Raw genomic sequence first — 13,749 nt, forward strand, 5'->3', positions numbered from 1 at the left:
TATATACTAGCAGTCTAAACTCGCAATTGGGAGTCCATTTAGGGAAATATAAGTGATTTTATTAAAACGAACATTACAATTTTTTATCATTTGCACGTTATTTGGTCTGATCACTTTAATCAGCCTTTATTATTACGTTAAACCTGATATCCCCAGTGTGCAAGTTTTAAAAGACGTGCAATTACAAACCCCTATGCAAGTCTTTACAAAAGATGGACTCTTAATTAATCAATTTGGTGAAAAACGCCGCATCCCCGTCACTATAGACGAAATCCCCCAGCCTTTAATTGATGCTTTTTTAGCAACAGAAGACAACCGTTTTTATGACCATATTGGTATAGACCCTATTGGTATTGTCCGCTCTGCTATTGTGTTAATTTCAACAGGTGAGAAAAAACAGGGCGCGAGTACCATTACTATGCAGCTTGCTCGTAACTTCTTTTTAACACGAGAAAAAGCGTATATTCGTAAAGTTAAAGAGATTTTTATAGCTCTACATATTGAAAGTGTATTAACAAAAGACGAAATTCTTGAGCTGTATCTTAATAAAATAGAACTAGGTAATCGTGCATTTGGTATTGGGGCTGCTGCTCAAGTTTACTATGGCAAAGAGCTAAAAAACCTCACTCTTGCACAAATGGCAATGATTGCCGGCTTACCTAAAGCCCCTTCGGCGCTTAACCCAATTCGTAACCCAATTAGAGCTAAAGCACGCCGTAATGTAGTGCTTGGTCGCTTGCTTACTGAAAACTATATTACGCAAAAACAATACAACGATGCGGCTAACCAGCCTATCACTGCTTATTTTCACGGTGCTGAAATAGACCTTTACGCCCCTTATATCTCTGAGATGGTTCGTGCTGAGATGGTTGAGCGCTACGGTGTAGAAAAAGCATATAACTCTGGCTTTAAGATATTTACCTCTGTGGAGTCTAAAGTTCAAAAGGCTGCGCAAACAGCTTTAGTTAATAATTTACATAACTACGATATGCGTCATGGCTTTCGTGGGCCAGTAGACGTGTTATGGGATCCAGAAACACAGCCTGCCTTAAGTGAGCAGCAAATTATAGAAAAGCTAAAACCTGTTAAAGAAATAGCTGATTTGCATGCTGGCGTGGTGTTAAATGTGGCAGAGAAAACCGCTGACGTTATTTTAAAAAATGGCCAGCGCACCACACTTGATTGGGATAATTTAAAATGGGCGCGCAAATACATTACTCGCTACCGCCAAAGTTTTGCCCCTAAAGCCGCTACTGACATTCTTACCCCTGGCATGCAAATATGGCTGCGTAAAAATAACGACGACAGTTACCTACTAAGCCAAATACCAGAAGCTGCCAGTGCACTTGTTTCACTCGACCCACAAGATGGTCGTATTAAAGCTATAGTAGGCGGTTACAGTTTTGAGCAAAGCCAATACAACCGAGCGGTACAAGCTAAACGCCAAGTTGGCTCTAATATTAAACCCTTTATTTATTCTGCTGCGCTCGAAAATGGCTATACATTAGCCTCTATTTTAAACGACGCGCCAATAAACCAGTGGGATAAAAGTTTAGGTGTAGCGTGGCGACCAAAAAACAGCCCAGCAGTTTATAATGGCCCTATACGTATTCGCCGTGCACTTGCACAATCTAAAAACGTTATTTCTGTGCGCTTACTTCGCGGTGTAGGGTTACAACGCACCGCCGATCACTTGCTTAAGTTTGGTTTTAAAGATGCTGATATTAACCGCAGTGAATCGTTAGCATTAGGCAGTGCATCAATCACGCCATTAGAGCTTGCTCGGGGCATGAGCGCATTTGCTAATGGCGGTCACTTAATTGAACCTTACTTTATATCTGAAATTCAAGATGCCTATGGCAATGTACTATTTAAAGCAAACCCGGCTCTTGCTTGCGATGAAGACGAGCTATTACCCGTCTCTCAAGCAATGGATAGCTTTGCCAACAATAACCTAGATACCGACATAACAGATGATACAGCCACGCAAGCACGTTGTGCACCACGTGTTATTTCAAAGCAAAATGCTTTTTTAATTGCTGAAGCAATGCACAGCGCAGTATGGGGTGGCGGTAGCTGGACCCATAAAACAGGCTGGAGCGGGACAGGTTGGCGTGCGCAAGCATTAGATAGACGCGATCTATCGGGTAAAACAGGCACAACCAATGACTCTGTTGATACTTGGTTTAGCGGCTTTAACCGCAATGTAGTAACGTCTGTATGGGTTGGTTTTGACAACCCTGGTAACTCGTTAGGGCGCTCCACCTATAATAACAACCTAGATAGCAGCCAAATCTCTGGCGCTGAATCGGGCGCCAAAACGGCACAACCTGCTTGGGTTGATTTTATGAAAGTGGCGCTTGAGGGCACACCAGAGGCGCCAATAGAGCCTCCTGAAGGGCTAGTTTCAATTCGTATCGATTTAAAAACAGGTTTGTTAAGTCATAAAAACGACTACACCAGTCGCTTTGAATATTTTGAAAAAGGCACTGCGCCTACAAAATATGTGCTGTCTCAGCCAACTGATATTTTTGAAGAAGATACAAAAACAGAAGAAGAGTTATTCTAAAAACAAAAACGGCAGCTTACACAAGCTGCCGTTTTACTATTAATATTTGCTGCGCTATTTTAAGTTTTTAACTAACCAATATAAATCAGAGTGCACGCCCGCGGCGGTCACTTCTTTGCCCGCCCCTGGGCCTTGTATTACTAAGGCGTTTTCGTTGTACCACTGGCTATTAATAACAAAGATATTATCGCCAGGTGTTAAGTTAGCTAAGGCGTCCCCTTTAGGCGCGTAAGTAATACCTACCTTCGCCGATACTTTACCCTGCTCTAATGCCAATAAACCGGTATACCTAAGTACAGCATCTTGAGCATTTGCCGCATCGGCATGGTGTTTAATAAACGCATTTAGCTTATCTTTATCCGCTAAAAAGTCACCCCATGAACCTTGGGCTAACTCATCAGGCATTAATGCTTGTAAGCTTATATCATCTAAATCTAATTCAATGCCAAGCTCGCGCGCAAGTATCAGCAATTTACGTTGCATATCCCGGCCCGATAAATCCTCGCGAGGATCAGGCTCTGTAAAGCCCATTTTTTGCGCTTCAAGAACAAGGTCAGAAAATGCCACACTGCCATCGTACTTACTGCATAGCCACGAGAGTGTCCCCGAGAAAACACCTTCAATACGCGTAATTTTATCGCCACTATTTTGTAAATCGGCCAACGCAAAGTTAATCGGCAACCCTGCCCCTACACTGGTGTTGTAGCGCCAATGCAAATTACGCTCGCTAATACTTTGGCGCAGCGCGTTATACCAACTAGATGCAGCAGTGCCCGCGTACTTGTTAGCACTTATTAAATGGCAGTCTCGCTCTACAAAGTCGGTGTATAATTGGCTAAATTGCTCGCTTGCCGTTATATCAACAACAACTTTGTGCTCGTAATCAAGTTCGTTTAATGCACTTAATAAATCCGCCTGCTCATAAGCAACGGCATTATGCTGCCATTGTTTTTTCCACTGTCCGAGTGTAATACCCGAGGCATTAAATAGCATATGTTGCGAGCGAATTAAGCCAACTAGCTTAATACTATAATCGCCCGACAAACGCTTAAATTGAGCATCTAGCTGGCTTAAAAATTCATCGCCTACATTACCTAAGCCAGCCACAACCAGGGCAACTTCTTGGCCTTTATTAATTAATTTTTCGTGCAATAAACTAAGTACATCGCTTTCTATTAACTGATCAGTTAACAGCAATGTATAGCCTGTATCTTGATGAATAAAACGAGGGTGAATACTTTGCTGATTTAAAACCTCAGCCGCTAATGTACTTAGTGTGTAAACATCTTGCGTAGGTGCAACCACCGCGCAGCCATTTAAATTAGACTCGCTGATATTTGCTCGCCCAGCAAAATAACTCACTACTTGATGCGTTGCACCCGCGGGCACAACTAAGTATGTATCGCCGTTATGTATAAAGTGATGAAGGCTGTGTTGAATAAGTTGGCTAACATGCGCCACTTCACCCGCGTTAAGGCCTTCAACGAGCAGTAAATCAACATTTTGTAATGTAGTAATAAAACGTTTTTGCTTAGCTTTACCTTGTTTTACAATATCCGTAGGGGCAGTTTGCACATCAAAACTACTACGTACAGCCAGTTTAATATTACTGTTTTTTAAAGGCGAAAGCGTTTTAGCATGTAACACAGGGTTACCCAATCGAGCTAATAAGTTAGCTTGTTCACGGCACACCTTGTTGTACTTAATCGCCTTTTCAACTTTACGTGGGTCAGCACTAAATACCCCTGGCGTATCAGTCCAAATACATACATTTTGTGCGTCGCAATAATTGGCCAATAAGGTGGCGCTGTAATCACTGCCATTGCGCCCAAGCGTAACTGTTTTACCATCAGCACTTGCTGCGATAAACCCTGTTACTACGTTAATTTTATTTGCATCAATAACTTGGCTACATTGCTGCTTGTTTTGCGCATGCAAAAGCTCCCCGCTTGTTACACTAAACAGCGCTCTAGCATCATGAGCACACGCTTGAATGTTTAATTGCGTTAAATAGGCTGCTAATAATCGCGCAGACCACAGCTCACCATGCGCCAGTAAGGCCGCCTCTTGCAACTGCTGCTTGCTGGCTTGCTCCGCTACATCACTTAGCTCTTGCGCTAACACAGCTAAAGCCGTGTGTTTAATATCAGCTTTTAATAACTCTTCAATTAATGCTGTTTGGTGATTACTCAATTGCAGCAAAATATCAGCCACAGCTTGCTTATCTTGTTGTTGATAACTTTGCCACAGCGAAACCAATGTATCGGTGGTTTTACCCGCAGCAGATACAACCACGCAATCGCCAGGCTGTGTGTGGCCAATAATTATTTTTGCCACACTTTGATAGCGCTCGCCCGAGCTTAAGCTTGAGCCGCCAAATTTATGTACACTTTTTACCATACTCAATCACCACAAAGCTGGATGAGCAGCCTGCTGCTTTACATCACCATTGGCATTGCCTGCAGCTTTACCAACACGTCCTACATTTTTATTTTGCCCAGGTTTAACTAAGTTAAATACACGCTCAAAATCAGCAAGTAGGTCTTCTACATCTTCAATACCGACCGAAATACGAATTAGCGTATCGCCCACACCCGCCTCTAAACGTGCTTGAGCGTCCATACCTGCGTGAGTCATGGTCGCAGGATGACAAATTAAACTCTCAACCCCACCTAACGATTCTGCTAAGCTAAATTCTTTAAGGCTTGTTAAAAACGCCGCGGCATCATTCACATCGCCTTTAATATCAAAACTAACCATACCGCCAAACCCAAGCTGTTGAGCTTTAGCAAGCGCATGTTGAGGATGCGATTCAAGGCCTGGGTAGTAAACTTGGCTAACATACTCAGAGCTTTCTAGGTATTTAGCAATTGCCAGGGCATTTTCTTGGTGCTGTTTTAAACGCACATTTAAAGTACGTAAACCACGTAACGTTAAATAGCTATCAAATGGTGCGCCGGTAATACCAATGTTATTGGCCCACCAAGCAAGCTCATCACCAAGCTCTTGTGTAGCAGCAACAACTGCACCGCCTACAACATCAGAATGGCCGTTTATATATTTAGTGGTTGAGTGCACAACAATATCTACGCCAAACTTAATTGGGTTTTGTAATGCCGGTGATAAAAAGGTGTTATCGGCGGCCACTAATGCACCGCACTGTTTTGCTATATCCGTCACGGCTTTAATATCCGTTAGGCGCAGCACAGGGTTACTTGGTGTTTCTATCCAAATTAATTTAGGTTTAATGGTTAAAATTTGCTTTAGGCTTTCTGGTTTAGTTAAATCAAGCACTTTAAGTTTAAGCAAGCCGCGCTTTTCTAACGACGTAAATAAACGGTAGCTGCCGCCATAACAATCGTGAGGAATAACCAATGTATCATCGTTATTTAATAACTGTGTGGCTAAGTGCACTGCTGCCATGCCCGTAGCAGTAATAACTCCGCGTGCGCCACCTTCAAGCTCTGCTAGAGTGTTAGCTAAAATATCGCGATTAGGATTACCACTGCGTCCATAGTCGTATGCGCGCTTAGTATCAAAATCGGCAAACGAATAAGTCGTCGATAAATAAATTGGCGGTACAACGGCGCCATGATGTTTATCGGCATCAACCCCATTTCGTACAGCAATGGTTGCTTTGTTTTTTTCGCTCATATTCGTCACCTGATTAATTTGGATGTTTAGACGTCTAAAAGAGTAAGTTATCCATTATAATAAGTCAAAGCTTTTAAAGCTCTAGATGGCTAAAAATAACAGACGCGTAAAACTTCAAGAAAGCTGTATTTACTATTACAGCCAGCTTATTAAGATAGATTGCTATCTATTATTTGACTATCTTTTTTAAAACGATAGAATTTCACGCATATTTACACGCTTTTTACGCCGTGTGAGAAATTAATAATCTGAGGCAACGATACATCTTATGGCTAAATGGAATGGTGAGTATATTCACCCATACGCAGAACACGGGAAAAAATCAGAGCAAGTTAAAAAGATCACCGTTTCGATCCCGCTAAATGTATTAAAAGTATTAACTGATGAGCGTACACGTCGTCAAATAAACAACCTGCGTCATGCAACAAACAGCGAGTTACTATGCGAAGCGTTTTTGCATGCTTTTACAGGCCAGCCATTACCTAATGATGATGACCTACGTAAAGATAACGCAGAAAAAGTACCTGAAGAAGTTAAAAAAATAATGCAAGAAATGGGTTTAGAAGTGCCTATTTTAGACGAAGAATAAAACGTCTTTTTAAACAAAAAAACCTCAGCATGCTGAGGTTTTTTTGTTTCAGCGCTATATATTACGCCATATAATTTTCCGGTAAGTCAATTTGTGCCACGCCCGATTCAACAGCAGCAATAGCAACCGCCTTGGCTATACGTGGTAATAAACGCGGGTCCATAGGTTTAGGAATAATGTAATCAGCACCAAATTCGAGCTTTTCTACACCCGCTGCTTTTAATACTTGCTCAGGCACTGGCTCTTTAGCAATACTACGAATAGCTTCGACAGCGGCTATTTTCATTTCATCGTTAATTGCGCTTGCACGTACATCAAGTGCACCACGGAAAATAAACGGGAAACATAAAACATTATTAACTTGGTTAGGGAAATCAGAACGCCCCGTTGCCATAATTAAGTCTTTACGTGCACTGTGCGCAAGCTCAGGTGCAATTTCAGGATCTGGATTTGAACATGCAAACACCACTGGCTTATCAGCCATAAGTTTTAGATCTTCAGGTGCAAGTAAGTTAGGACCCGATACACCTACAAACACATCAGCATCAGCAATTACATCTTGTAGAGTACGCTTATCGGTATTGTTAGCAAAAAGCTGTTTGTATTCGTTTAAGTCATCGCGGCGAGTATGAATAACCCCTTTGCGGTCTAGCATATAAATATGTTCGCGCAGTGCACCACACTTAATTAACAGCTCCATACAAGCAACCGCTGCAGCGCCTGCACCTAAACATACAATAATGGCATCTTCTATTGATTTGCCCTGCACTTCTAAGGCGTTAAGCATACCTGCCGCAGTTACAATAGCGGTACCGTGTTGGTCATCATGAAAAACCGGAATACTGCAACGCTCAATAAGTGCTTTTTCAATTTCAAAACACTCTGGCGCTTTAATATCTTCTAAGTTAATGCCACCAAACGTATCGGCAATATTAGCCACTGTATTTATAAAGTCTTCGGTGGTGCGATGCTTAACTTCAATATCAATAGAATCTAGGCCAGCAAAACGTTTAAATAAAAGCGCCTTACCTTCCATAACAGGTTTAGAGGCTAATGGCCCCAAATTACCCAAGCCTAAAATTGCCGTACCATTACTGATCACCGCAACCATATTACCTTTACCGGTATATTTATATGCATTGGCTGGGTCTGCTGCAATTTCGCGCACAGGCTCTGCAACACCAGGGCTGTATGCTAATGCTAAATCTTGCACCGTCTCGGCTGGTTTTGTTAGCTCAATGCTGATTTTGCCTGGAACGGGGTGAGAGTGGTAGTGTAATGCTTGTTCACGAAAATCTGACATAACGCGATGGTATCCTGCAATTTAAGTTAAGTGAGAGGGAGTATGGGGCTAAGATACTCTTATTATTTTTAAATTCCAAGCAATATCAGGTCTATCCTGTTATATGCTATATCCGTTAATTTTAAGTGATTTATCAGCAACTTCGCTAAAAGTTATCAATATTAAACAAATAAAAATTCATTCAAAAAGTGCTTTTTGAGGTTCATTTTGCCCTGCCAATATTTTTGTAAAATAGCAGAATATTAAAATAGTAAAATGCACCAATATGGCGCGTTTATCACCGTTAAAAACAAATATCGCCACGATAAGCACTTTTAGCAGCTTGGTTAAAAATTAACGTATAAAAAATATAGAGAAGAATTGTGAGTTTGTCTGCAAAGGTTTATGCATATTCAGAATAAGAACAGGAAATAGTTATGCATACGTAGTACGGCAACAATCGGTGCTTTTTTAGTAAAAATGATGAATTTTAGGCACAAAAAAAGCACCCGAAGGTGCTTTTTTTACTAAACAGCAATAATTACTTCTTGCTGCTAAGTGCACCGAAGCGCTTGTTGAAGCGATCAACACGGCCGCCAGTGTCTAAAATCTTTTGCTTACCAGTGTAAAACGGGTGACACGCAGAACATACGTCTAGGTGAATGTCTTTACAAAGAGTAGAACGAGTTTCGAATTTGTTTCCGCATGAACATGTTGCAGAAATTGCTTCGTACTTAGGGTGAATACCTTCTTTCATAGGAACCTCTAGTTAAGGCCGCATCGCTCTCCAAACCCGAAGTCTGGCACCATACGTCGTTAAAACAAATTTATAGGCCGCGGATTTTATCCAACTAGCTTGCCCCGCACAAGCTTTAATTACGCTTTTTGCCAAAAAAGTAACCAACCAGCGCTACCGCATCCATTTGTATGTAGGTTTTTAGCCTTATTTTTAGTACATTAAGCTATTACCCTTTATCACATGAGTTGTTATGCGTTTTGTTGAAGTTGCTATTAAAGTTCCGTTACCACGCACCTTTGATTATAAAATAGATGAACAACTCATCTCGCCCTCGGCGCCTATTATGCCAGGGATGCGTGTTTTAGTACCCTTTGGCAATCAAAAGAAAGTAGCGGTTGTTCTTGCTCTTAAAACGCATACCGACGTGCCAGAGAACAAAATTAAAGCGGTTACTGAGGTTATTGACCAAACCCCTATTTTATCATCACAGCATTTAGAACTGCTTAGCTTTACTGCACGCTATTATTGCTACCCGCTCGGCGAAACCATACACATTGCACTGCCCGGTGCGCTTCGCCAAGGTGAAAACCCAGATAAAACCAGTATTAACATGATTAGCCTTACCGAAAAAGGCGCAAAGGTTCCATCGTTAAAAGCGAAAACTCAGTTAAATTTACTAAAGCAACTCGCGCAATCGGGTAAGTCGTCGGTAACCGAGCTAAAAGCGCTCGGCTTTAGTAAAAAAACAATAGATGCCCTAATAGATAAAGAGCTTATAACCCAAAGCATTGAGCATGATAATCAATGGCAAAGCGTTGCACCCACAGTCGGCACCAAGCCAGTACTAAATAAAGAGCAAGCCGTAGCGTGCACTACAATAAATCAAAGTGTTGGCTTTAAGAGCTTTTTATTAGAAGGTGTAACAGGCAGTGGTAAAACCGAAGTGTATTTACAATGCCTAGAAGAAGTCCTTAAACGTGGCGAGCAAGCCTTAGTGCTGGTGCCTGAAATAGGCTTAACACCACAAACTGTTAACCGATTTCGTCGTCGCTTTCCCGATACGCCAATTATGCTATGGCACTCTGCCCTAACCGATAACGAACGCTTGCAAACATGGCGTTTTTGCGAAAAAGGCAGCTGCGCAATTGTAATAGGTACCCGTTCGAGTATTTTTCTACCTTTTTTAAAGTTAGGAATGATAGTGGTTGATGAAGAGCATGACTCTTCATTTAAACAGCAGGATACTTTACGCTACCACGCACGCGATTTAGCCGCTTATCGGGCATTTCAGCACAAAATACCGCTTATTTTAGGCAGTGCCACCCCTGCGCTCGAAACACTGCACAAAGCTATAAACAACAAATACCAACTTTTAAGCCTTACAGAGCGCGCACAAACTGCGACCGATAATCAGTTTATGTTGCTCGATATGAAAGGCCAGCCCGACCAAGCGGGTATTGCACACGCAAGCCTTGCCACTATGCGCCAACATTTAAACCGTGGTAAACAAGTTATGGTGTTTTTAAATCGTCGTGGCTTTTCTCCTACGCTAATTTGTCACGAATGCGGCTGGCTGAGTGAGTGTAATCGCTGCAGCACCAGCGCAACCTTTCATAAAGCCATTGGCCAAATGATTTGCCACCACTGTGGGGAGCAACACCCAGTACCTCACCAGTGTCCTGATTGCGGTAGCACACAAATTTTTCCTAACGGTAAAGGCACCGAACAAATTGAAGAATTTTTATCGAGTGAATTCCCCGATACACCCGTAACCCGCATCGACCGCGATTCAACCCGCCGTAAAGGGAGCTTAGAAAAAGCCTTAGAGGAGATAAACCAAGGCGGGGCGCGTATTTTAGTGGGCACACAAATGTTGGCTAAAGGTCATCATTTTGCCGATGTTAGCTTAGTGCTTATATTAGATGTAGATAGCGGCTTGTACTCGTGCGATTTTAGAGCCACAGAGCATTTAGCCCAGCTGGTAACTCAAGTTGCTGGGCGCGCGGGTCGCTCTGGTGAGCCAGGCCAAGTATTACTGCAAACCCACTTTCCTGAACACCCTTTATTGCAAGACTTAGTAAATAATGGCTACCAAGATTTTGCCCGCTTTGCTTTAAGTGAGCGTGATGATGCCGACCTTCCACCCATTACTAATATGGCTATAGTTAGAGCACAAGGGCACAGTATTAAGCTCGTTGTCGATTTTTTGACGGATTTGGTTCCTGTTAACGGTGTATCTGGTATACAATTGCTCGGTCCAATTCCTGCCCCACTAGAAAGAGTGGCGGGTATGTACCGGTTTCAATTGCATATTCAAGCGCAAGACCGCAAAGTATTGCATCAGTATCTTGCGCAAATGGTCGACTATTTAAGCACCAGCAAACTTGCACAAAAAGTGCGCTGGAGCCTTGATGTTGACCCTATAGACATGATTTAGGTTAAAGCCAAATGGCACAGCACGATTATATTAATAAAAAACCAGCGGGTAGAAAAAACACCAAGCAAGCCCCTGCTAAAAAACCATTTCCTATACTTTTAGTTGTTATTACTGTTTTGCTTGTAGGCGGCTTTGCTTACGGCTTATGGTTTATTAAAAATAACGCCGACCCTGAGCTTGTTGAGCAGCAGGCGCACCCTAAAACAGCTGAAAAAGTAGAAATAGCTAAACCTCGCGCCCCTAAGTTCATTGAAGAAATTAAAGAGCACGAGATCCAAGTTGAAGTAAGAGAAATTGAGCAAAAAGGCCCCTATGTTATGCAGTGTGGGTCGTTTAGAACACACGCACAAGCCGAAACCCTCAAAGCTAAAATTGCCTTTGCGGGCTTAATTTCTGAAATTAAAAAGACCACAGGTACTAATGGTGTTTGGTATAAAGTGCGTTTAGGCCCTTATAAAACAAAGCGCCAAGCCGAAAGCGACAAAAACAAACTCAAGCGAGTGCATGTTGTTAGCTGCGGAATTTGGGGCTGGACTTGAAATTAGTCCATTCACCCATATAACCTCATCATAATCGTTTTTTACAAGCTGCCCCCGCAGCTTGATGATGAGGAATAACATGACCACTATCGTAAGTGTACGCCGCGACAATAAAGTAGTAATTGGTGGCGACGGCCAAGTTTCACTTGGTAATACCGTAATGAAGGGCAATGCCCGTAAAGTTCGACGCCTTTATAATGGCAAAGTAATTGCTGGTTTTGCCGGCGGTACTGCTGATGCCTTTACCCTTTTCGAACGCTTTGAAAGCAAACTAGAAATGCACCAAGGTAACCTCACTAAAGCCGCTGTAGAAATGGCCAAAGACTGGCGTAGCGACAGAGCTTTACGCAAGCTTGAAGCACTCCTAGCGGTTGCAGATGAAACTGCCTCACTAATTATCACCGGTAATGGTGATGTAGTGCAGCCAGAAAACGATTTAATTGCCATTGGTAGCGGTGGTAACTTTGCTCAATCAGCAGCCACTGCCCTATTAGAAAACACCGATTTAAGTGCTCGCGATATCGTAGAAAAAAGCCTGACCATTGCTGGCAACATCTGTGTATTTACCAACAACTTCCAAACAATCGAAGAATTATAATAGGACCCATTATGTCTGCTATGACCCCAAGAGAAATTGTACACGAGTTAGATCAGCACATTATTGGTCAAGCTAATGCTAAAAAAGCCGTGGCTATTGCCCTGCGTAATCGCTGGCGCCGTATGCAACTAAACGATGACTTACGCAGCGAAGTAACCCCTAAAAACATTTTAATGATTGGCCCAACCGGTGTCGGTAAAACTGAAATTGCCCGCCGTTTAGCTAAGCTCGCTAATGCGCCTTTTATTAAAGTAGAGGCGACTAAATTTACTGAAGTGGGTTATGTTGGTAAAGAAGTAGAGACTATCATTCGCGATTTAGTTGATGTATCAATTAAAATGACCCGCGAACAACAAACTAAAAAGTTTAAACACCGCGCAGAAGAAGCAGCAGAAGAGCGTATTTTAGATGCACTTTTACCACCAGCTAAAGATCAATACGGTGAAACACAGCGCGATGACAACTCATCTACTCGTCAAACATTCCGTAAAAAATTACGCGAAGGCCAGCTTGATGATAAAGAAATAGAAATAGATCTAGCGCAAGCACAGCCAAATGTAGAGATTATGGCGCCTCCTGGTATGGAAGATATGACCAACCAGCTGCAAAGCATGTTCCAAAACATGGGTGGCGACAAACGTACTAAGCGTAAGTTAAAAATTAAAGAAGCCTTTAAGTTATTAACCGAAGAAGAAGCCGCTAAATTAGTTAACCCTGAAGAGCTAAAAGAGCAGGCTATTTTTGCAGTAGAGCAAAACGGCATTGTGTTTATTGATGAAATAGACAAAATTTGTAAGCGTGGCGATTCGTCAGGCCCAGATGTTAGCCGTGAAGGTGTACAACGCGACCTACTTCCTTTAATTGAAGGCTCAACCGTTAATACTAAGCACGGTATGGTGAAAACCGACCACATGCTATTTATTGCATCGGGTGCGTTCCAAATGGCTAAACCATCAGACATGATCCCTGAGCTACAAGGTCGTTTACCTATTCGTGTAGAGCTTGAAGCACTAAGTGCTAATGACTTTAAACGAATTCTTACCGAGCCACATGCTTCCCTTACTGAGCAGCAACGTGAATTGCTTAAAACTGAGCAAGTAAATGTTGAGTTTAACGATGATGCAATAGAGCGCATTGCTAAAGCCGCTTGGCAGGTTAACGAGAAAACCGAAAACATTGGTGCTCGTCGCTTACATACGGTAATGGAAAAGCTAATGGAAGAAATTTCATACGATGCATCTGAACAAGCAGGCTCTACCCTTACTATTGACGCCGCTTATGTAGAAAAACATTTAGGCGCATTAGTTGAAGATGAAGATTTAAGCCGCTTTATTTTATAAGG

10 protein-coding genes are annotated in these 13,749 nt (G+C 42.3%); 6 read left to right on the forward strand and 4 right to left on the reverse strand.

The genetic code is table 11. The features are described 5' to 3' along the window. Nucleotides 1-52: 52 nt before the first annotated feature. Nucleotides 53-2,569 (forward strand): penicillin-binding protein 1A, encoded by a 2,517-nt coding sequence (locus tag AN390_RS11400; RefSeq protein WP_055254635.1) that lies wholly within the window; start codon nucleotides 53-55, stop codon nucleotides 2,567-2,569. Nucleotides 2,570-2,623: 54 nt separating this feature from the next. Here the strand turns inward: AN390_RS11400 and metL are convergent, their stop codons facing one another. Both metL and metB read right to left on the reverse strand, forming a co-directional pair. Further along, complete coding sequence (gene metL / locus AN390_RS11405) at nucleotides 2,624-4,969, reverse strand: bifunctional aspartate kinase/homoserine dehydrogenase II (protein WP_055254638.1); 2,346 nt, start codon at nucleotides 4,967-4,969, stop codon at nucleotides 2,624-2,626. 6 nt (nucleotides 4,970-4,975) lie between these two features. Beyond that, nucleotides 4,976-6,223 (reverse strand): cystathionine gamma-synthase, encoded by a 1,248-nt coding sequence (metB, locus tag AN390_RS11410; RefSeq protein WP_055254639.1) that lies wholly within the window; start codon nucleotides 6,221-6,223, stop codon nucleotides 4,976-4,978. A gap of 268 nt (nucleotides 6,224-6,491) precedes the next feature. Between metB and metJ the strand changes: the two genes are divergently transcribed. Continuing rightward, on the forward strand, nucleotides 6,492-6,812 hold the full coding sequence (gene metJ / locus AN390_RS11415) for a met regulon transcriptional regulator MetJ (RefSeq protein ID WP_004589341.1): 321 nt from the start codon (nucleotides 6,492-6,494) through the stop codon (nucleotides 6,810-6,812). Nucleotides 6,813-6,873: 61 nt separating this feature from the next. Here metJ and AN390_RS11420 read toward each other — a convergent pair whose 3' ends face one another. Beyond that, the gene (locus tag AN390_RS11420; protein WP_029771819.1) at nucleotides 6,874-8,115 is read right to left on the reverse strand and encodes a malic enzyme-like NAD(P)-binding protein; all 1,242 of its coding nucleotides are present in this window, start codon (nucleotides 8,113-8,115) and stop codon (nucleotides 6,874-6,876) included. A 520-nt stretch (nucleotides 8,116-8,635) separates the two neighbouring features. Beyond that, nucleotides 8,636-8,851, reverse strand: a complete 216-nt coding sequence (gene rpmE / locus AN390_RS19650; RefSeq protein ID WP_004589339.1) for a 50S ribosomal protein L31 — start codon at nucleotides 8,849-8,851, stop codon at nucleotides 8,636-8,638. A 232-nt stretch (nucleotides 8,852-9,083) separates the two neighbouring features. Between rpmE and priA the strand changes: the two genes are divergently transcribed. The 4 genes from priA to hslU all read left to right on the forward strand — a co-directional run bounded on the left by priA (nucleotide 9,084) and on the right by hslU (nucleotide 13,747). After that, nucleotides 9,084-11,270, forward strand: coding sequence for a primosomal protein N' (gene priA, locus AN390_RS11425; RefSeq protein WP_055254641.1), 2,187 nt, complete (start codon nucleotides 9,084-9,086; stop codon nucleotides 11,268-11,270). A gap of 11 nt (nucleotides 11,271-11,281) precedes the next feature. Beyond that, entirely contained in the window at nucleotides 11,282-11,809 is a 528-nt protein-coding gene (locus AN390_RS11430) for an SPOR domain-containing protein (protein ID WP_004589337.1), read from the forward strand. Between the two features lie 79 nt (nucleotides 11,810-11,888). Continuing rightward, entirely contained in the window at nucleotides 11,889-12,407 is a 519-nt protein-coding gene (hslV, locus tag AN390_RS11435) for an ATP-dependent protease subunit HslV (RefSeq protein ID WP_004589336.1), read from the forward strand. Nucleotides 12,408-12,418: 11 nt separating this feature from the next. Beyond that, nucleotides 12,419-13,747: an HslU--HslV peptidase ATPase subunit gene (gene hslU, locus AN390_RS11440; RefSeq protein ID WP_004589335.1), complete on the forward strand. Its 1,329-nt coding sequence runs from the start codon at nucleotides 12,419-12,421 to the stop codon at nucleotides 13,745-13,747. Nucleotides 13,748-13,749 lie beyond the last annotated feature (2 nt).

It is taken from the genome of Pseudoalteromonas sp. P1-11 (genome assembly GCF_001399995.1).
Lineage (GTDB): Bacteria > Pseudomonadota > Gammaproteobacteria > Enterobacterales > Alteromonadaceae > Pseudoalteromonas > Pseudoalteromonas atlantica.